Origin of the sequence: Sphingobium baderi (genome assembly GCF_001456115.1) — a bacterium.
GTDB lineage: Bacteria > Pseudomonadota > Alphaproteobacteria > Sphingomonadales > Sphingomonadaceae > Sphingobium > Sphingobium baderi_A.
Genome location: NZ_CP013264.1, coordinates 545597 through 565536 on the forward strand (window position 1 = coordinate 545597; position 19940 = coordinate 565536).

Below are 19940 nucleotides of genomic sequence, written 5' to 3' on the forward strand. Positions count from 1 at the left end.
GGCGGCCGCGCCGGTAGAGACGAACGCGCAATCATCCTTTCCCTCCTCCTCCATCAGACAAGGATTCCGCGTGACCGCTTCCGCCCCCGCGCTTGATATTATCGCCATCGGCAATGCGATTGTCGACGTGCTCGCCCGCAGCGATGACGGCTTCCTCGCCGAACGCAGCCTGACCAAGGGCGCGATGCAACTGATCGACGCGAACATGGCAGAGCGGCTTTATGCCGACATGGACGCGGGCAAGGAAATCAGCGGCGGGTCGGCCGCCAACACGCTGGCGGGCATCGCCGCGCTCGGCAAGACATGCGGCTTCATCGGGCAGGTGTGCGACGATCAGCTGGGCGCGGTGTTCACCCATGACGTTCGCGCGCTGGGCATCCGTTACGACACGCCCCCGGTGAAGGGCGATGTGCCCACGGCGCGCTGCCTGATCCTGGTGACGCCCGACGCGCAGCGGACGATGAACACTTTTCTAGGGGCGTCGCAGTTCCTGCCGGAATCGGCGCTGGACCTGGACCTGATCCGGTCGGCGGGCATCCTTTATCTGGAAGGCTATCTGTGGGATCCCGAACAGCCGCGCAAGGCGATGCGCGCGGCCATCGACGCGGCGCGGGGCGCGGGGCGCAAGGTGGCGTTCACCTTGTCCGACACGTTCGTGATCGACCGGCACCGGGCGGATTTCGCCGCTCTGATCGACGCGGGACAGATCGACATCCTCTTTTCCAATGAGGGCGAGATCCAGTCGCTCGCGCAGATCGACGATTTCGAGAAAGCCGTCGCCGCCATCGCGCCCAAGGTGCCGGTGCTGGTGTCGACGCGCAGCGAAAGGGGCGCGATCGCGGTGGTCGACGGCGTGCGTTACGAAGTGCCCGCCGCGCTGGTGTCGCAGATCGTGGACACGACGGGCGCGGGCGACCTGTTCGCCGCCGGTTTCCTCGCCGCGCATATCGACGGGATGGGCGTGGAAGACTGCCTGCGTCTGGGCGCGGCGGCTGCGGCGGAAGTGATTTCCCACTGGGGTGCGCGGCCGGAGGAAGATCTGAAGCTGATCCGAGCGAAGCTGTTCGGCTGAATCAGGTGGCCTTGCGGAACAAGGCCCGGTCGTCCGGGCCGAAGCCCCAGCGCCAGATGACGAGGCCGTAGACGCCCAATATCGCCGGGATGCCGAACAGCAGTTCGACCCATTCGAAATGGCTCGGCAGCGCGACGAAGGCTCCACCCACGATGCAGGCGATGGCGGATGCGCCCAGCAGCGGCCATCGCCATGCATTGATCGGGGCGTTCAGCAGGTGCGAGAGCAGCCGCGCCTTGACCAGCGCGCCCACGCCCAGCGCCATGCACAGGGCCAGCGCGGGCGCGGCGGCGGTGACCATGTCGGACCATCCCATCCGCCGCGCCACGAGGATGAGGATGAAGCTCAATCCCGCCTGAAGCGCGATCATGAACAGGGAAATCATCAGGTTCCGGTGTCGCGCGATATAGACCAGCGCCGATTCGCTGACCACGGCGGTGGCCGCGACGACTTCGGCCAGCAGCAGGAAGGCGAGCGCCCCGGTGCCGCCGACGAAATGCGGGCCGACAAGGCCCATCACCGCTTCGCCGGGGATGCCGAGCGCCAAGGCGATCCCCGCCTGCGCGGCGATGATCCAGAAGCCGACCTGACTCACCTGTTTTGCGATGGCGGTCAGGTTGCCTTCCGCCAGATTGCGGGTGATGACGGGGCCAAGGATCGGATCGAAGCTGGTCTTGAGCTTTTGCGGCAGGGACGCGACCTGCTGCGCGACATAATAGATACCGATCACCGCCGGGCTCACGAAGAGGCCCAGTATCGCCATGTCCAGCCGCCGCGACCCCCATTCGACGCCATCCGCCGCCGCCAGCGGCAGGTTGCGGCGCGCGAGCCGCCACAGGCGCCCCACATCGGGCCGCCAGCCATAGGGAATGCCATAATGGCGGGTCATGGGAATGATCGAAGCGACCAGCGCGGCGATCATCGACACCACATAGGAGAGGATGAGGCCGTCGCGGGTCGAATAGAAGGCGAAGGCGAACGCCCCGATGCTGATCGCCCATGGTTCTATGATGGACCGCGCGCGCACGGTCGCGCCAATGTCGAAGCGATAGGCGCAGGCGGCCAGCGCCACGTCCGATCCGGCGACCGCGATGACGATCAACGCCAGCAGCCGGTCAAGGCCGTTGATGCCGCTATTGGGAAACATGGCCTGCGGAAAGACGACCAGCAGCCCCGCCCCCGCCACGGAAGCGATCAACGTCACCGCCATCGCGTCGGTCACGACATGGGAATGGGGCCGCTTGGTCTGGGCCAATGCGCCCGCAAGGCCGCGTTTCAGGCCCAGCGTCGCAAGCTGCGCGATGAACTCCACCACCAGCACGGCATAAGCGAAGCGGCCCAGCGCATCCGCGCCATACCAGCGCCCGGCGATGAACAGGAACGGCAGGCGCGCGGCCAGACGCAGCAGAAAACCGAAGATATTGGTGCGCCCGCCCTTGGCAAGCGCCGCAATGTCGTCCTGCGGTGCGGAAGGGGCTGCGTCGGCCGCCAAATTATTATGATCCCCCTGTCGTCTTGTCATTGGCGCCCGATATAAAAGATAAAAGGCAGCGCGGCGAACTTATTCCGCGCGGATCGGGCGGGCGAGCAGCGCGTCGATCACCTGCGGCAAGGGCGCGGCATCCTCCAGCAGGGCGCAAACCGCCTCCACCACCGGCATTTCGACGCCCGATGCGCGGGCGGCTTCGCGCAGCACGGGCGCGGTGAACGCCCCTTCCGCCACGGTGCGCCGATGGGCGAGCAGCGCGGCGGCGGGCTGCCCCTCGCCCAATCCCTTGCCCAAAGAGAAGTTGCGCGAGTTGGTGGAGGAACAGGTCAGCACCAAATCGCCCAGCCCGGAAAGCCCCGCCAGCGTTTCCGCCCGCGCGCCCCGCGCAAGGCCAAAGCGCGTCATTTCCGCAAAGCCCCGGCTGATGAGCGCGGCGCGGGCGTTAAGGCCCAGCCCCGCTCCTTCCGCGACGCCGCAGGCGATGGCGAGGACGTTCTTGACCGCGCCGCCGATCTCCGCGCCGATCACATCGTCCGAGAGATAGGGGCGGAAGGCCGGGCGCGCGATCCGCGCCGCGATGCGCGCGGCAAGCGCCGCATCCGCGCAGGCCAGGGTGATGGCCGTAGGCAGGCCTTTTGCCACTTCGCTGGCGAAGGTCGGGCCGGAGAGGACGGCGATGGGCGATTGGGGCTGCGCCTGCGCGGCAACCTCCGACATCAGCAAATGGGTGCCCGCTTCGATCCCCTTGGAACAGAGGATCAGCGGCACGCCCGCAGGCGCCTGCGCCACGACGCTCCGCAGATGCTGGGCGGGGCAGACGACGAGCAGCAGATCGCGGTCGGCCATGTCGGCCATGTCGCTGGTCGCCTCGATCCCGGCGTTCAGCGGGATGTCGGGCAAATAGAGCGGATTGGCACGGTCGCGGTTCACCGCCTCCACGACTTCCGGCTCCAGCGCCCAGAGCCGCACATGCGCTCCATCGGCGGCCAGCAATTGCGCCAGCGCCGTGCCCCATGCGCCCGCACCGATCACGCCTGCCTTCATGCTTTCACCCCCGCGCCGCGCGCCTTTTCCGCATCCGGGTCGAGCGGCCAGCGCGGCCGGGCCGGAATGGAAAGATCGTCCACCAAACCCGCCGCATAACGCTCCGCCCCGGCCCAGGCGATCATCGCCGCATTGTCGGTGCAAAGCCAGAGCGGCGGCGCGACGAAGGGCAGGTCGAACTCGCCCGCCAGCGCGGTCAGCGCGCCGCGCACCGCCTGATTGGCGGCGACCCCGCCCGCGACGACCAGAGCGGTGATGCCGGGGCTGGCCTTCAAAGCGCGACGGGTGCGGTCGATCAAGCAATCGACCACGGCCTGCTGGAAGCTGGCGGCGATATCCTCCGAATTGTGCTGGCCCGATTGGGCGGCGCGCATGACGGCGCTTTTGAGGCCCGCGAAGGAGAAATGCGGATCGTCCGTGCCCAGCAGAGGGCGCGGCAGCGGCACGGCGCGGGGATTTCCCTTTGCCGCCGCCTTCTCCACCGCCGGGCCGCCGGGAAAGCCCAGGCCGAGCAGCTTCGCCGTCTTGTCGAAGGCTTCGCCCGCCGCATCGTCGATGGTGGTGGCGAGGCGCGCATAATCGCCGGGGCCGCGCACATGGAGCAACTGGCAATGGCCGCCCGACACCAGCAGCAGCAGATAGGGGAATTGCAGCGACGGATCGGCAAGGCGCGGGGAGAGCGCGTGACCCTCCAGATGGTTGACCGCCACCAGGGGCTTGCCCGCCGCATGGGCCAGCGCCTTGCCGGTGACGAGGCCGACCATGACCCCGCCGATCAGGCCCGGCCCCGCCGTCGCCGCGATCACGTCCACATCGTCCAGCGTCAGTTCCGCATCGGCAAGCGCGGCCTCCACCAGGGGGGCCAGCGCCTCCACATGCGCGCGGGCCGCGATTTCGGGCACGACGCCGCCATAGGGACGATGCGCGTCCTCCTGCGTGGCGAGGCGGTGGGCAAGGATCTTCCCCTCGGCTGTCACCAGCGCCGCCGCGGTTTCGTCGCAGCTTGATTCCAGACCGAGGATGATCGTCATTGCCGCTTCCATCTAATGCGCCCGGCCATTAGAGCAAGCCGCATATGACAGGAAGTGATCGACCATTGCGCCTCGGCACCAGAGGCTCCCCGCTCGCGCTGGCGCAGGCGCGCATGACGGCGCAGGCTTTATGCGCCCATTCCGGCTGGCCGCAGCAGGCGATCGAAACGGTGATCGTCCAGACCAGCGGCGACCGGATTCAGGATCGGGCGCTGGCGGAGATCGGCGGCAAGGCGCTGTGGACCAAGGAACTGGACCGGGCGCTGGTGGAGGGCGAGATCGACTTTGCCGTCCATTCGATGAAGGATGTGGAGACGATCCGCCCCGGCGCCATCCGCATCGCCGCCATGCTGCCCCGCGCGGATGTGCGCGACAAGCTGATCGGCGCGGAGAGTTTCGACGCGCTGCCCGCCGGTCCGGTGATCGGCACCAGTTCCCCCCGCCGCGCCGCGCAGGTCCGGCGATTGCGGCCCGATGCGCGGATCATATTGTTCCGGGGCAATGTCGCCACGCGCCTTGGCAAGCTGGCGGCGGGGGAGGCCCATGCGACGCTGCTGGCCGCCGCCGGGCTGGACCGGCTGGGGCAGAGCGATGTGGGCGCTCTCATTCCCCTCGACATCATGCTGCCCGCCCCTTCGCAGGGCGCGGTGGGGATCGAAACGCTGAGCGAAAACAGGGCGATGCTGGATCTGCTCGCCGCGATCAACGATAGCGATACATTCGACTGCGTGATGGCGGAACGCGCTGTGCTGAAAGGGCTGGGCGGCACATGTCATTCCCCCATCGCGGCGCTGGCCGTGGTGGACGGAGCCGCCCTTCACCTGCGTGCCGAGATATTGAGCGCGGACGGGCAGGAAAGAGTGGCCGAAGAAGCACGGATCGCACGCGGCGACCAGGAAGCGGGGGAGGCGATGGGCCGGGCGCTGCTGGATCGCGCCAGCCCCGCCCTGCGCGCCCTGTTCGAAGCGTGAGGCCGCTCATCATCCTGCGGCCCGAACCGGGGGCGGGCAGGACGGCGGCGCGGGCCGCGCGCATGGGCCTGACCGCTCGTCTCTGCCCTCTTTTCGAGGCGCGGGCGCTGGATTGGGTCGCGCCATCGCCGGGGCGGTTCGACGCCTTGCTGCTGACCAGCGCGCAAACCGTGCGGATGGCCGGTCCGCAACTGGACCAGTATCGCGCCCTGCCCGCCTATGCCGTGGGCGGCGCAACGGCGACGGCGATGGAGGCGGCGGGCTTCGACGCCGTGACGGCGGGCGAAACCGATGGCAGCGCCATTGCCGCGCGGATCGCGGCGGATGGCTATCGAACCGTGCTCCATCCCGGTGGGGTCGACACCGCGTCCATAGAGCCGGGGCCGCTCACCCTTCACGCGATCGCCGTCTATGCCATGATCGAAACGGCGGCGGACGGGCTGAACGGGCTTACCGGCGGAGAAGCGGTTCTGATGGTCCATTCACCGCGCGCGGGAAAGCGGCTGTCCGCGCTGATCGCGGAAGAGCGGCGCGGAAGGCTGCATATTGTCGCCATCAGTGACGCGGCGCTGGCAGCCTGCGGCGAGGGCTGGGCCAGCGTTCAGGCGGCCGAGCGGCCCGATGATGACAGGATGCTGGCTCTTGCCCGCCGATTGTGCGAATGAACTGCCCGACATGGAAGAAAAGCCGCCGATGAGCGAACCGGAAAGCGTCGTGATCGCCCCTCCGCCACCCCCGCCGCAGGCGCGTGGTCGGGTTCCATGGCTGATGCTGATCCTTTTGCTGCTGGCCTTCGCCATTGGCGTCGCGCTGACCATCTGGACGATGCCGCTGATCCAGAAACGCTGGATGACGCCAACCGCGCAGCTTCAGGCGGCCGCATCGCTGCCGGGCGGCCCGGCCCTGTCCTCCGCAACCGCCATGGGGCCCTTGAGCGCGGATGCCGCCCAGATGCTCGACAGCCGCGTGGTGCAACTGGAAGAAAGGCTGAACCGCATTACCGTGGAAGCGCAGGCCGCGTCCGGCAATGCGACCCGCGCGGAGGGGCTGCTGGTCGCCTTCGCGGCGCGGCGGGCGCTCGATAACGGCGCGCCGCTCGGCTATATCGAGGGCCAGTTGCGCCTGCGTTTCGGACAGGCGCAACCGCGCGCCGTCGCCACGATCATCAATGCCGCGCGGGAGCCGGTGACGCTGGGCGACCTGCGCGGCGGCCTGACCAGCATCGCTGGCGAGGTGACATCCCCGCCGCGCGACGCAAGCTGGTGGCAGGCACTGGAACATGAAGCGCGCGAACTGATCACCATTCGCAAGGCATCCACGCCTTCGCCGCGTCCGCAGGCGGCGATGGATCGCGCCATTCACGATATGGATGCGGGCCGCGTCGACGCGGCGCTGCTGGAAGTGCAGCGCATGCCCGACCGCGCCACCGCGGATCGGTGGATCGAACTGGCGCGACGTTATCTGGAGGCGCGCCGGGCGCTCGATCTTATCGAAACGGCGGCCATATTGGAACCGCGCCAGTTGCGTGGAACGGGCGAAAGCGCCATGGGACAGGCCGCACCCCCCGCACCCTGATCTGTCACAAACGCCGAATCGAGTTCAGCCTGCGGTGAAACCGATGGACGGCTGCCGCGTTTGTCACGAGAATGTCACCTTTGCCCTTGGGCTGAGAAGGATCACATTATCGTGCCTCCCTATGCGGACGCCATCGCGAATTTCTGGAAGGGCCGTTTCCCGGGCAATCCCAAACCGGCCATGCGTCCGCCGCTCCCGCATCTGCTGGGCAATGCGGCGCTTCCCTTCGACATGGCGCGCACCAGAAAAAGCCTGCCTGCATTGGCCGGGGCGCTTCGGGGCGATGGCCGGCATGTGCTGCTGATCCCCGGCCTGATGGCGGCGGAACGGCGGATGGAGCCGCTCCGCGATGTGCTGAACGCTGCCGGTTTCGACGCGCATGGCTGGGGATTGGGCCGCAATCTGGGGCCGCGCCCCGATAGTCTGGAACAGATCGACCGGCGCGTCGACGCCATCCGCCGCTCTAGCGGCGCACCGGTGACGCTGGTGGGATGGAGCCTTGGCGGACTGTTCGCGCGCGAATATGCGAAGTTCGCGACCCACAAGGTCGGCGGGGTGGTGACGATGGGCACGCCCTTTTCCGGCGATCCCCGCGCCAATCACGCATGGCGGCTTTATCAACTGGTTTCGGGATTTTCCGTAGATGACCCGCCCTTCGCCTGCCGCCGCGAGGAAAAACCGCCCGTGCCGACCGTGGCGCTGTGGTCAGCCCGCGACGGCGTGATCCTGCCCGAATGCGCGCGGGGACGAAAAGGCGAGCGCGACCGGGCGATCGAGGTCGATTGCACCCATATGGGTTTCGCCGCCGCGCCCGAAGGCATTTTGGCGGTGGGCCACGCGCTGGAGGCTATGCGCCCGAACTGAGCCGCGCCAATGCCGCTTCTTTCCCGATCAGCGAGAGCATCTGGCCCATGTCCGGGCCGTGGTCCATGCCCGTCAACGCCCGCCGCAGGGGCAGGAACAGCGCCTTGCCCTTGCGGCCCGTTTGGCCCTTGAGCGCTTCGGTCAGGGCGCGCCACGCACCGCCGTCGAAATCCATATCCGCCAGAAGGCGATGCGCTGTGGACAGAAAATCGCGATCCTCCATATCCGGCGCGGGCGCTTCGAACGGCCCGGTGACGATGCGCCACCAGTCGGCGGCCTGCCCTATGGTTTCCAGATTGGGGCGGATCGCTTCCCATGCCGCTTCCCCCATGCCATCGGGCAGACGGTCGACCACAGCCGCATAGGGCAGCATATGCACGATCTTCTGATTGAGGCTCGCCAGTTCCGCTTCATCGAATCGCGCCGGCGCGCGGCCGAAATGGGCGAAATCGAAGCTGTCGATCAACGGCTGCACATCGGTGAAGGGTTCGATGGCCATGCTGCTGCCCAGACGTGCGAGCAGGGACAGGACGGCCATCGGCTCCAGCCCCGCTTCACGGAAATGCGCCACGCCGAGCGAACCGAGGCGCTTGGACAGCTTTCCCTCGCTGCCGGTCAGCAGCGCCTCATGCGCGAAGGCGGGGAGCGGCGCGCCGAGGGCAGCGAACATCTGAATCTGCGCGGCGGTGTTGGAGACATGATCCTCGCCGCGCAGCACATGGGTCACGCCCATGGCCATGTCATCAATGACCGAGGGCAACATATAGAGCCATGAACCATCGGCGCGGCGGATCACGGGATCGGACAGCAGCTTCGGATCGAACTGCTGATCGCCCCGGATCAGGTCGGTCCAGACGATGGGCTGGGCATGGTCGAGCTTGAAGCGCCAATGGGGCCTGCGCCCTTCCGCTTCATGAGCAGCAATCTGTTCCGCCGTCAGGGTCAGCGCCGCGCGATCATAGACCGGGGGCAGGCCGCGCCCCAGCAGTATCTTGCGGCGAAGCTCCAGTTCCTGCTGCGTTTCATAGGCCGGATAGACATGGCCCGACACCTTCAACGCCTCGAACTTTTCCTCATAAAGGGCGAAGCGGTCGGACTGGCGCGCTTCGCCATCCCATGCGAGGCCCAGCCATTGGAGGTCCGCGCGGATGGCCTCGACATATTCCGGGCGCGAGCGTTCCAGATCGGTATCGTCCAGCCGCAGCAGGAATTGCCCCCCGCTCCTGCGCGCCCACAGCCAGTTGTGGAGCGCCGCGCGGATATTGCCGACATGGAGATGGCCGGTCGGCGACGGCGCGAAACGGGTGATGACGGTCATATCTATTTCCCGTTCGTGCCGAGGAGATGCGGAGCGAAGTCGAAGTCCCATATCGAAGCATCCTTCGATACGCCATGTCGACAAGCCCGATGGCTACTCAGGACGAATGGCCTTTTCCAGTGACTTACAAGGTGCGGAAGGCGTTGGTGATCGGATAGCGGCGATCGCGCCCGAAATTGCGGGTGCCCAGCTTTACCCCGGGTGGAGCCTGGCGCCGCTTATATTCGGCGATATAGAGCAGCCGCTCGATCCGGGCCACGGTGTCGCGGTCGAAACCGCGCGCGACCAGTTGCTCGACCGACAGCTCTTCCTCGACAAGGCCGTAGAGGATGGGGTCCAGCACCTCATAGGGCGGCAGGCTGTCCTCATCCTTCTGATTGTCGCGCAGTTCGGCCGTGGGCGGCTTGGTGATCACGCGTTCGGGCATGACCGGACCGGAGGGGCCAAGGCCAAGCGATGGCACATTCCCGTTCCGCCAGCGCGACAGGTCGAACACCGTGGTCTTGTAGGCGTCCTTCAACACCGAATAGCCGCCCGCCATGTCGCCATAGATGGTAGCGTAACCGACCGACATCTCGCTCTTGTTGCCGGTGGTGAGCAGCATGTGACCGAATTTGTTGGAGAGCGCCATCAGCGTGACGCCGCGGATGCGCGACTGGATATTCTCTTCGGTCAGGTCGCGCTGACTATCGTGAAACACGTCCGCCAGCATCGCGTCGAACGCGCCGACCGCCGGTTCGATGGGAATCCTGTCATAGCGGACGCCGAGCAGCCTGGCGCATGCCTCGCCGTCTTCGAGACTGTCCTGGCTGGTGAAGCGCGAGGGCATCATCACGCACCACACCCGGTCCGCGCCCAGCGCATCGACCGCCACGGCAGCGGAAAGCGCGGAATCGATGCCGCCTGACAGGCCCAGCACCACGCCGGGAAAGCGGTTGCGGTTCACATAATCGCGCAGCCCCAGCACCATCGCATTGTAGATGTCGGCGGGGCGCGGATCGAGTTCATGCAGCGCGCCGGGCAGGCAGACCCATTGGCCGTCCCATTTTTCCCACTGCGTCAGGACCAGCGCCTCTTCCCAGTCGGGAAGCTGCTGCGCGATGGAAAGATCGCCGTTCATGACGAAGGAGGCGCCGTCGAACACCAGTTCGTCCTGCCCGCCGACCCGGTTCACATAGACCAGCGGCAGGCCGGTTTCACGCACCCGCGTTCCAGCGACCGCATTGATCCGGCGATCGTCCTTGTCGATTTCATAGGGACTGCCATTAGGGCTGATGAGGATTTCCGCCCCTTCGGCCCTCAGATGCGCGGTGACGAAGGGGAACCAGATATCCTCGCAGATCGGCACGCCCAGCCTGACGCCGCGAAAGTCGATCGGCGCGGGCAACGGGCCGGGCGCGAACAGGCGCTTTTCATCGAACGTCCCATAATTGGGCAGCTCGCGCTTTTGCCGGATCGCCGTGACCGCGCCATTTTCCAGCAGCGCCACGACATTGAACAGCACCCCTTGCGAAGCGACCACCGTGCCCACCAGCATGGCCGGGCCGCCATCCGCCGTCGCCTGCGCCAGCCGGTCCAGTTCATGATTGGCGCGATCGACCAGGGCTGGTTTGAGCACCAGATCTTCAGGCGGATAGCCGATCAGCTGCAATTCGGGATAGACGATGAGGTCCGCGCCCACCGCCCTTTCCCGCCATTGCAGCATCGCATCGGCATTGGCCGCAAGGTCGCCCACGCTCTGCGTCATCTGGGCCAGGGCGATCACGAGTTTGTCCGTCATGCGCCGGCCCTAGAGCATTTTATCGCAAGGCGCAAAAGCGCCTTTCCACAGGGGACTTGCGCCGCTAAAGGGGCCTCGATTTTCCGCTATCGTCATCATTTCGTCACGGGGTTTTCGCCATGAAGCTGATGTCCGGCAATTCCAACAAGCCGCTGGCAGCCGCCATCGCCGACTATATCGAGATTCCCCTGACCGACGCCAGCGTCCGCCGCTTCGCCGACGAAGAGGTTTTCGTGGAAATCCATGAGAATGTCCGGGGCGAAGATGTGTTCGTGCTGCAATCCACCAGCTATCCGACCAATGATAATCTGATGGAACTGCTCATCATGATCGACGCGCTGAAACGCGCGTCGGCCAAGCGAATCACGGCGGTCGTCCCCTATTTCGGCTATGCCCGGCAGGACCGCAAACCCGGCCCGCGCACCCCGATCTCGGCCAAGCTGGTCGCGAACCTCATCACCACGGCGGGCGCCAACCGCGTCCTGTCCGTCGATCTGCACGCGGGGCAGATACAGGGCTTCTTCGACATCCCGACCGACAACCTCTTCGGCGCGCCGGTCATGTCGGCGGACATCCAGGCCCGCTTCGGCGACCGAAACCTGATGGTCGTGTCGCCCGACGTGGGCGGCGTGGTGCGCGCACGCGCGCTCGCCAAGCGGCTGGACAACGCCCCCCTCGCCATCGTCGACAAACGGCGCGAGCGGGCAGGCGAATCGGAAGTCATGAACATCATCGGCGACGTGAAAGGCCGCTTTTGCGTGCTGATCGACGATATCGTCGATTCGGCGGGCACGCTGTGCAACGCCGCCGCCGCGCTCAAGGAAGCGGGGGCCGAGGAGGTCGCCGCCTATGTGACCCATGGCGTGCTGTCGGGCGGTGCGGTGGCGCGCGTGGAAGCTTCCGCGCTCAGGGAACTGGTCATCACCGATTCGATCCAGGGCAGCGAGGCCGTGTGCAACGCCAGTCGCATCCGCCACCTGCCCATTGCCCCGCTGCTGGGCGAAGCGATGAAGCGGATTGCGGACGAAAGCTCAGTTTCCAGCCTGTTCGACTGAACGGTCGCGCGGGAAAAGTCGCGCCGCGCGACTTTTTCAGGCGGTGGGCAACAGGATCAAAGGCATGCTGAAGATCAGGATGAGCGCGGCGGCGATCCGCTGACCGCGCGAAATGCCCAGCGGACTGTCGCGCCAGAGCATCGGGCAGGCCAGCAGCGCCATCGCCAGCAACAGCGTGGACAAGATGCCCGATCCGCCGTCCGGCATGTCCTGCCGCAGCGCCAGCCCCGCGAACAGGAAGATAAAGCTCAATATCCAGCCGATCAGCGCCACCTGCGCTTGCCCCCTTGCCTTTGCGGGGTGAGCCTAGCGGCGCGAGGTTGCCGAAGCCTTAAGCCTCCACCCAGGGATCATAGCTGCCGAAGCTCCAGACATAGCCCTCCGGGTCGAGCGCGGTATAGCCGCGCCCCGGATAGCCCTCATTATCCTGCGGTTCCTGCACCACGACCGCACCGGCATTGCGGGCGTGGAGGCAATGGGCGTCAGGATCGGGCACCACGACATAGACACAGCCCGTCACGCCGCCCAGATCGCGCGCCGTCGACCATGTGTAGAGTGATTCGTTTTCCATGTCCTTGACACTGCCCAGCATCACCATGCCCCTGTTCAGAACCAGTTGCGCGTGATGGATAATGGCCGGATCGTCGGCATCTTCATAAACGGCGTGACGCTCGAAACCGAAGGCGTCGCACAGAAAGTCGATGGCCGCGGGCGCAGCGGCATAGCGCAGGCACGGGATGACGGGTGAACCGGGCATCTTGCCCTCCTCTGGCAGGACTCGGGATTGCATCAGCCTAGCGCGAAGCCCGCTTTGCCGCTAGGCGGGAACGCATGACGACCCGCGATGACCTGACCCTTGCCCACCGCCTTGCCGATGCCGCCGGCGAAGCCATCCGCCCCTTCTTCCGCGCGCGCTTCGATCTGGAGTTCAAGTCGGACAGGTCGCCGGTGACGGAAGCCGACAAGGCCGCCGAAGCCGCCATCCGCGCGATATTGGAAAAGGAACGTCCCAGTGACGGCATCATCGGCGAGGAATATGGCGCGACGCGGGAGGATGCGGAGCGGGTGTGGGTGCTCGATCCCATTGACGGGACACGCAGCTTCGTCGCGGGGCGGCCGATCTTCGGCACGCTGATCGCGCTGACGCAAGCGGGGTGGCCGACCGTCGGCATCATCGACCAGCCCATCGCGAAGGAACGCTGGGCCGGGATGGCGGGACAGCCGACGACCTTCAACGGCAAGGCCGTCAGGACGCGCGCCTGCCGGTCGCTGGAGGAAGCCATCGTCGCCAGCACCGGACCGCAATATTTTCCCGGCTGCACAGGCGAACATTTCTCGCGCCTCGCCGGGCAATGCCGCGACACGGTGTGGGGCGGCGACTGCTATAATTACGGCCTTGTCGCGTCAGGCCATGTCGACATCGTGGTCGAGGCGGGCCTCAAGCTGCATGACATCGCCGCGCTCGTCCCGGTGGTGGAGGGGGCGGGCGGCCGCATGTGCGACTGGGCCGGGGAACCCATCGACGCACAGAGCGACGGGCGCGTGATCGCGGTGGGCGACCCCGCTCGCGTCGACGACATCATCGAAGCCCTCGCCCAGGGGCATGAAGGCCATTAGGCCCATCCATCGCAGCCTTCCGTCGCGTCCTGCACGGCTGCGTCGAACAGCGCCGCCATCGGATCGTCAAAACAGACGAACAGGATATGCCGGAAGGAATCGGGCGTCGCGCGGAGTTCTTCATGCACCGTCCGAGCGGCGATCTGCGCGGCCACGCTGCCGGGAAACCCATGGGCGCCCGTGGAAATCGCCGGAAAGGCGAGCGAATGCAGCCCATTTTCCCGCGCCAGGTGAAAGACCGCGCGATAGCAGGATGCGAGCAGGCGCGCTTCATCCCGATCCCCGCCCTGCCACACCGGGCCGACGGTATGGATCACATGGCGCGCGGGCAGGCGATAGCCGCCGGTGATCCGCGCCTCGCCGGTCGGGCATTCGCCCAGCGTGCGGCATTCGGCCAGCAGGTCCGGCCCCGCGGCGCGATGGATCGCGCCATCCACGCCGCCTCCGCCCTGCAAGGTGCCGTTCGCCGCGTTGACGATGGCGTCCACTTCGCAGCGGGTGATGTCGCCGGTCAGCACGCTCCAGCGCGCCCGGCCGACCGCATGATCGTGGATAGTCTGCGCCGACATCCGCCTGCTCCTTATCCAGCGGCGCGGGCAGCGGGTCAGGCAAGACATTCCGAATCACTTGCTTTCCCGCCACCTTGTGACTATGGCGCGCCCTTCGCGATATTTAAGGAAGGACTGCCCGGCTAAAAAGGGCTGCCGTGGCCGTCCGAGATCGTCGCGCTGAAAAAGGAGACGAAAATGCCCAAGCTCAAGACCAAGAGCGGTGTGAAGAAGCGCTTCAAGTTCACCGCTTCCGGCAAGGTCAAGCACGGCGTCGCTGGCAAGCGTCACCGCCTGATCAGCCACAATGCGAAATATATCCGCCAGAATCGTGGCACGTCGGTCCTGTCCGATGCCGACGTGGCTCATGTGCGCCTCTGGGCGCCCTACGGCCTGAAGTAAGGAGTAGAGGCACATGGCACGCGTAAAACGTGGCACGACCACCAAGGCGAAGCATAAGAGGATTCTGCAACAGGCGAAGGGCTATTATGGCCGTCGCAAGAACACGATCCGCATCGCCCGTCAGGCCGTCGAAAAGGCCGGGCAGTACGCCTATCGCGACCGCAAGGTGAAGAAGCGGACCTTCCGTGGCCTGTGGATCCAGCGCATCAACGCCGGTGTTCGCGCGGAAGGCCTGACCTATTCGCAGTTCATGCACGGCCTGAAGCTGGCCGGCGTGGAGCTGGACCGCAAGGTTCTGGCCGACATCGCGATGCACGAAGGCGAGGCGTTCAGCGCCATCATCGCCCAGGCGAAGGCTGCGCTGCCCGCGGCCTGAACCAGTCGATCATCCGATCGCAAAAAGGGCGCCGGGGCAGAAGCTTCCGGCGCCCTTTTGTTTTGGGAAGGGCCGGAAGGGCGGGTTGCGGCCAGTTTCGGACATTTGCCGAAACATGAACATCCGTTCGCCCTGAGCAGGGCGGAGGAAAGCTGCCGTTCCGCTCCCCGCCCGAAACCGCGATCCGCCACCTGCTTTCTGCCTTTGAGAGGACCAGTCCATGTCGCTTCATCTCTGGTGGCTGTATGTTACGGCGGTTTTCCTGATCTCGGCCACGCCGGGCCCGAACATGCTGCATGTGATGACGCAGAGTATTCATCACGGACCGCAGCGCGCGGTTGCCACCATGATGGGCCTGATGAGCGCGGTGCTGCTGTGCCTGACCGCATCGGCATTGGGACTGGGGGCCTTGCTCAAGGCGTCGCCACGCCTGTTCGACATGTTGCGTTATGCCGGGGTCGCCTATCTGCTGTGGCTGGGGGTCAAGGCGTGGCGCGCGCCGGTGGGAACGGCGGACGGTCATGCGCCCAGGGCGGGCCGGTCCGGGCGAGCGCTGTTCGCGAGCGGACTGCTGACGGGCCTTTCCAATCCCAAGCTCATCATCTTCGCCGCCGCGCTCTTTCCCCAGTTCATCGACATGGACCGGCCGTTCTGGACGCAGCTTGCGATCCTGATCGCCAGTTTCGTCGCCATCGAAAGCTTCTGGTATGCGGCCTATGCGCTGGGCGGGATGCGCCTTGCGCGCTGGCTTGCGCCCGCGAACCGGCAGCGGCTGTTCAACCGGGCGACGGGTGCATTGTTCATCGGCTTTGGGGGCGCATTGCTGGGCACGCGCGCCTGACCCTTTTCTTGGCGCGCGCGCCCCGCTAAGGCGCGGGCACGTTCAGCCACATGGGCTATGGGAAGATCATGACCGAAATCAGCGCACTCAAAGCGGGCCTGCTGGCCGATATCGACAATGCCGACACGCTGGAAGCCGTCGAGGCGCTGCGTGTCGGCGCCATGGGCAAGAATGGCGTGGTGACAGGCCTGCTCAAGACGCTGGGTTCCATGTCGCCGGAGGAACGGCTGGAAAAAGGCCCCCCGATCCAGGATCTGCGCGAATCCGTGACCGCCGCCTTGGCCGAGAAGAAAGCGGCGCTGGAGCAGGCGGCGCTCGACGCGCGGCTGGCGTCGGAGCGGATCGACATGACCCTGCCCGCCGACATCGGGCCGCAGGGGTCGGTGCATCCCGTATCGCAGGTGATGGACGAACTGGCGGAGATTTTCGCGGACCTCGGCTTTTCCGTCGCGACCGGGCCGGAGATCGAGGACGACTGGCATAATTTCACCGCGCTCAACATTCCCGAGACGCATCCGGCGCGGGCGATGCACGACACTTTCTATTTCCCTGATGCGCCCGACGGGACGAAGATGCTGCTTCGCACCCACACATCCCCGGTGCAGATCCGCACGATGACGGCCACGCCGCCGCCGATCCGCATCATCGCGCCGGGCCGCGTCTATCGATCCGACAGCGACGCGACGCACACGCCGATGTTCCACCAGATCGAAGGGCTGGTGATCGACAAGGGCATCACGCTGGGCCACCTCAAATGGACGCTGGAAACGTTCCTCAAGGCATTCTTCGAGCGCGAGGATATCGTGCTGCGCCTGCGCCCCAGCTATTTCCCCTTCACCGAACCGTCGGTGGAGGTCGATGTCGGCTATACGCTGGCCAACGGCCAACGGGTGATCGGCGGCGACGGCGATGCGCCGGACGGCGGCTGGCTGGAAGTGCTGGGCAGCGGCATGGTCAACCGCCGCGTGATCGAAGCCTGCGGACTTGACCCCGATGAATGGCAGGGCTTCGCCTTCGGCACCGGCGTCGACCGGCTGGCGATGCTCAAATATGGGATGAACGACTTGCGCGCTTTCTTCGACGGCGATCTGCGCTGGCTGCGGCATTATGGATTTTCCGCGCTGGATGTTCCCACGCTCAGCGGAGGAGTCGGCGCATGAAGTTCACCCTTTCCTGGCTCAAGACGCATCTGGATACCGATGCGGACCTGTCCGCCATACTCAAGACGCTGAACGACATCGGCCTTGAGGTCGAAGATGTGGAAAACCCGGCGGAAAAGCTTGGCGCGTTCCGCATCGCGAAGGTGCTGACCGCAGAGCGCCATCCGCAGGCCGACAAGTTGCAGGTGCTGACCGTCGATCAGGGCGACGGGCACCCCTTGCAGGTGGTCTGCGGCGCGCCCAATGCGCGGGCCGGGCTGGTCGGCGTGTTCGGCGTCGAAGGCGCGGTGGTGCCGGTCAATGGCATGGTGCTGAAAAAGACCGCCATTCGCGGGATCGAATCGAACGGCATGATGTGCTCCTTCCGCGAGCTGGAACTGGGCGAGGATCATGACGGCATCATCGAACTGGCCGAGGACGCGCCGGTGGGGCAGGTCTATGCCACATGGGCGGGGCTTGATGACCCCGTGATCGACGTGAGCATCACGCCCAACCGGCAGGACTGCATGGGCGTGCGCGGGATTGCGCGCGATCTGGCGGCGGCGGGGCTGGGGACGATGAAGCCGCTCGCCATTCCGGTGGTCGAGGGTTCAGGGCCGGGGCCGGACGTGCGGACGGACGATGTCGAGGGCTGTCCCGCCTTCTTCGCGCGGACCGTTCGGGGCGTAGCCAACGGCCGGTCGCCCGAATGGATGGCGCGGCGGCTGAAAGCGGTGGGGCAAAAGCCCATCAGCACGCTGGTCGACATCACCAACTATGTGATGATCGATCTGGGACGACCGCTGCACGTCTACGACATGGCGACGCTGAAAGGCGGACTTGTCGCGCGCAAGGGCAAGGCGGGCGAGGAAGTGCTGGCGCTCAACGGCAAGACCTATACGGTGGACGAGACGATGACGGTCATCGCCGACGATGCGGCGGTGCATGACATTGGCGGCATCATGGGGGGCGAACATTCGGGCGCCACCGACGCCACGACCGATGTGCTGATCGAATGCGCCTGGTTCACGCCGGAGCGGATCGCCGTCACCGGGCAGAAACTGGCGCTGACCTCAGACGCGCGCGGGCGGTTCGAGCGCGGGGTGGACCCGGCCTTCCTGGACGACGGCCTGTCGATCGCGACCGATCTGGTGGTGAAGCTGTGCGGCGGGACGCCCAGCGAACCGACCCGCGCTGGGACGCCGCCGCTGACGCCCCGCACGATCTCTTACGACCCGGCGCAATGCCTTGCGCTGGCGGGCGTCGATGTCGCCGCGGACGAGCAGCAGCGCATATTGGAAAGTCTTGGCTTCGGCGTGGCCGGAGAGGCGGGCGCGTGGACGATCACCGTGCCGACATGGCGGCGCGACGTGGACGGCTGGCCCGACATCGTCGAGGAAGTCGTGCGGATCGTAGGGCTGGACAAGGTGCCCTCCACGCCCCTGCCCCGCGCGCCGGGCGTGGCGCGGCCGACTGCGACCGCCGAACAGATGGTCGAGCGCCGCGTGCGCCGCACCGCCGCCGCACGGGGGCTGGCCGAAGCGATCAACTGGTCGTTCCTCTCCGAAAAGGAAGCCGCATCCGTGGGCGGCGGCGACTGGACGCTGGCCAACCCCATTTCCGAAGAGCTGAAGGTCATGCGGCCCTCTCTGCTGCCCGGCCTGCTGTCGGCCACGCGGCGCAACATGGATCGCGGCGCGACCTCCGTGCGGCTGTTCGAACTGGGACGGCGTTATTTCACCGGCCAGAAGGATGGAAGCTGGGAACGCGCCACCGTCGGCTTCGTGCTGGCGGGCGAAAAGACGCCCCGCGGCTGGCAGACGGGCAAGGCGCAGCCGTTCGGCGCGCATGACGCAAAGGCCGAGGTGACCGCCCTGCTCGCCGCCGCCGGCGCGCCGGTCGCGAACCTGCAAAGCTTCGGCGAAGCGTCGGGCGCCTATCATCCCGGCCAGTCGGGCACGTTGCGGCTTGGCCCCAAGACGGTGCTGGCCGAATATGGCGTGCTGCACCCCAGCCTTGCCAGGCTGTTCGGGCTGACTGGCACAGTCGTCGCGGGCGAGATCTTTCTCGACGCGATCCCGACGAAGCGCAGGACGGGCTTCATGCGTGCCCCCTATGCGCCGCCCGCGCTGCAGGCGGTGAAGCGCGACTTCGCCTTCCTCGTCCCGCAGGCGCTGGAAGCCGACGCGCTGGTCCGCGCCGTGCGGGGCGCGGACAAGAAGGCCATTGTCGAGGCGCGGCTGTTCGATATGTTCGTCGGGCCGGGCGTGGAGGAAGGGCACAAGTCGCTCGCCGTCGAAGTGACGTTGCAGCCGGGCGAAAAGAGCTTCTCTCAGGAAGAGCTGGACGCGATCAGCAGCGCAGTGGTGAAAGCGGCAGAGAAGCTGGGCGGGACGTTGCGGGGATAGGGATGCATGCGCCTGTGACCCGGAGCATAGGCGGTTATGGTGCCTGCATCGCTGCGCTGGATGGCGGTTTGAGTGGGTTGAGGACATCGACTTCCTTCGGATCGAGCGTTCGCTCCCATGCCAACAAGACGGCGTCCGCCCATCCCCTTTCCTGAAAGGGCGCTCTGAGTGGCGGTGATGGTGGATTGCGGACTGTCCGCCATTCCCATCTTCGTTCGCCCTGAGCGAAGTCGAAGGGCGTAAGGGAGGCCCCTTCGCTTTGCTCAGCGGAAGGCCCTTCGACGCCCTGCGGCGTCGCTCAGGACAGGCTTCGACAGGCTCAGCCCGAACGGATGTGGGTGGTTGGCAAATAGCCGATAACAGCCATCGCAAGGCCGCAAGCCACCCAACCGCCAAGACAAGGGAGGAGC

20 protein-coding genes are annotated in these 19940 nt (G+C 66.4%); 12 read left to right on the top strand and 8 right to left on the bottom strand.

The window, feature by feature from the left end; translation table 11 throughout:
* The first annotated feature begins 70 nt into the window (after positions 1 to 70).
* The gene (locus ATN00_RS02825) at positions 71 to 1072 is read left to right on the top strand and encodes an adenosine kinase (RefSeq protein WP_062061857.1); all 1002 of its coding nucleotides are present in this window, start codon (positions 71 to 73) and stop codon (positions 1070 to 1072) included.
* 1 nt (position 1073) lies between these two features.
* Here ATN00_RS02825 and ATN00_RS02830 read toward each other — a convergent pair whose 3' ends face one another.
* The 3 genes from ATN00_RS02830 to tsaD form a co-directional block, all read right to left on the bottom strand.
* Positions 1074 to 2564 (bottom strand): lipopolysaccharide biosynthesis protein, encoded by a 1491-nt coding sequence (locus ATN00_RS02830; protein WP_156415206.1) that lies wholly within the window; start codon positions 2562 to 2564, stop codon positions 1074 to 1076.
* A 69-nt stretch (positions 2565 to 2633) separates the two neighbouring features.
* Positions 2634 to 3605 carry an NAD(P)H-dependent glycerol-3-phosphate dehydrogenase gene (locus ATN00_RS02835; RefSeq protein ID WP_062061863.1) on the bottom strand — a complete coding sequence of 324 codons (972 nt, stop codon included), beginning with the start codon at positions 3603 to 3605 and terminating at the stop codon, positions 2634 to 2636.
* Positions 3602 to 4636: a tRNA (adenosine(37)-N6)-threonylcarbamoyltransferase complex transferase subunit TsaD gene (gene tsaD / locus ATN00_RS02840; RefSeq protein ID WP_062061866.1), complete on the bottom strand. Its 1035-nt coding sequence runs from the start codon at positions 4634 to 4636 to the stop codon at positions 3602 to 3604. The genes ATN00_RS02835 and tsaD overlap by 4 nt, the downstream gene beginning before the upstream one ends.
* 44 nt (positions 4637 to 4680) lie before the next feature.
* On the opposite strand from tsaD, the gene hemC reads away from it, so the two are divergent.
* The 4 genes from hemC to ATN00_RS02860 all read left to right on the top strand — a co-directional run bounded on the left by hemC (position 4681) and on the right by ATN00_RS02860 (position 8046).
* Entirely contained in the window at positions 4681 to 5607 is a 927-nt protein-coding gene (gene hemC, locus ATN00_RS02845) for a hydroxymethylbilane synthase (RefSeq protein WP_062061869.1), read from the top strand.
* Positions 5604 to 6272, top strand: a complete 669-nt coding sequence (locus ATN00_RS02850; RefSeq protein WP_062061872.1) for a uroporphyrinogen-III synthase — start codon at positions 5604 to 5606, stop codon at positions 6270 to 6272. Before hemC ends, ATN00_RS02850 begins: the two co-directional genes overlap by 4 nt.
* 10 nt (positions 6273 to 6282) lie before the next feature.
* Complete coding sequence (locus ATN00_RS02855) at positions 6283 to 7182, top strand: hypothetical protein (protein ID WP_197413657.1); 900 nt, start codon at positions 6283 to 6285, stop codon at positions 7180 to 7182.
* A gap of 111 nt (positions 7183 to 7293) precedes the next feature.
* Complete coding sequence (locus tag ATN00_RS02860) at positions 7294 to 8046, top strand: esterase/lipase family protein (protein WP_062061875.1); 753 nt, start codon at positions 7294 to 7296, stop codon at positions 8044 to 8046.
* On the opposite strand, the gene gltX is transcribed toward ATN00_RS02860, so the two are convergent.
* Both gltX and ATN00_RS02870 read right to left on the bottom strand, forming a co-directional pair.
* Positions 8030 to 9364, bottom strand: a complete 1335-nt coding sequence (gltX, locus tag ATN00_RS02865) for a glutamate--tRNA ligase (RefSeq protein ID WP_062061878.1) — start codon at positions 9362 to 9364, stop codon at positions 8030 to 8032. The two genes, ATN00_RS02860 and gltX, sit on opposite strands and share 17 nt — an antisense overlap.
* 124 nt (positions 9365 to 9488) lie before the next feature.
* Positions 9489 to 11144, bottom strand: a complete 1656-nt coding sequence (locus tag ATN00_RS02870) for an NAD+ synthase (RefSeq protein ID WP_062061881.1) — start codon at positions 11142 to 11144, stop codon at positions 9489 to 9491.
* Positions 11145 to 11263: 119 nt separating this feature from the next.
* Here ATN00_RS02870 and ATN00_RS02875 point away from each other — a divergent pair, with 119 nt between their 5' ends.
* Positions 11264 to 12199 (top strand): ribose-phosphate pyrophosphokinase, encoded by a 936-nt coding sequence (locus ATN00_RS02875; protein WP_062061883.1) that lies wholly within the window; start codon positions 11264 to 11266, stop codon positions 12197 to 12199.
* A 36-nt stretch (positions 12200 to 12235) separates the two neighbouring features.
* Here the strand turns inward: ATN00_RS02875 and ATN00_RS02880 are convergent, their stop codons facing one another.
* A complete protein-coding gene (locus tag ATN00_RS02880) occupies positions 12236 to 12472 on the bottom strand; it encodes a hypothetical protein (protein ID WP_062061886.1) in 237 nt (78 codons plus the stop codon).
* A 58-nt stretch (positions 12473 to 12530) separates the two neighbouring features.
* Complete coding sequence (locus ATN00_RS02885; protein ID WP_062061889.1) at positions 12531 to 12956, bottom strand: VOC family protein; 426 nt, start codon at positions 12954 to 12956, stop codon at positions 12531 to 12533.
* A gap of 74 nt (positions 12957 to 13030) precedes the next feature.
* Between ATN00_RS02885 and hisN the strand changes: the two genes are divergently transcribed.
* On the top strand, positions 13031 to 13816 hold the full coding sequence (gene hisN, locus ATN00_RS02890) for a histidinol-phosphatase (RefSeq protein ID WP_062061892.1): 786 nt from the start codon (positions 13031 to 13033) through the stop codon (positions 13814 to 13816).
* Here the strand turns inward: hisN and ATN00_RS02895 are convergent.
* Positions 13813 to 14385 (bottom strand): O-acetyl-ADP-ribose deacetylase, encoded by a 573-nt coding sequence (locus ATN00_RS02895; protein WP_062061895.1) that lies wholly within the window; start codon positions 14383 to 14385, stop codon positions 13813 to 13815. The genes hisN and ATN00_RS02895 overlap by 4 nt on opposite strands.
* A 177-nt stretch (positions 14386 to 14562) precedes the next feature.
* Between ATN00_RS02895 and rpmI the strand changes: the two genes are divergently transcribed.
* The 5 genes from rpmI (at position 14563) to pheT (ending at position 19530) form a co-directional block, all read left to right on the top strand.
* Complete coding sequence (gene rpmI / locus ATN00_RS02900; protein ID WP_004208916.1) at positions 14563 to 14766, top strand: 50S ribosomal protein L35; 204 nt, start codon at positions 14563 to 14565, stop codon at positions 14764 to 14766.
* A 13-nt stretch (positions 14767 to 14779) separates the two neighbouring features.
* Entirely contained in the window at positions 14780 to 15142 is a 363-nt protein-coding gene (gene rplT / locus ATN00_RS02905) for a 50S ribosomal protein L20 (protein ID WP_062061898.1), read from the top strand.
* 220 nt (positions 15143 to 15362) lie between these two features.
* Positions 15363 to 15983 carry a LysE family translocator gene (locus ATN00_RS02910; RefSeq protein ID WP_062061901.1) on the top strand — a complete coding sequence of 207 codons (621 nt, stop codon included), beginning with the start codon at positions 15363 to 15365 and terminating at the stop codon, positions 15981 to 15983.
* A gap of 68 nt (positions 15984 to 16051) precedes the next feature.
* Positions 16052 to 17143, top strand: a complete 1092-nt coding sequence (pheS, locus tag ATN00_RS02915) for a phenylalanine--tRNA ligase subunit alpha (RefSeq protein ID WP_062068322.1) — start codon at positions 16052 to 16054, stop codon at positions 17141 to 17143.
* Complete coding sequence (pheT, locus tag ATN00_RS02920; RefSeq protein WP_062061904.1) at positions 17140 to 19530, top strand: phenylalanine--tRNA ligase subunit beta; 2391 nt, start codon at positions 17140 to 17142, stop codon at positions 19528 to 19530. Before pheS ends, pheT begins: the two co-directional genes overlap by 4 nt.
* Positions 19531 to 19940: the final 410 nt, after the last annotated feature.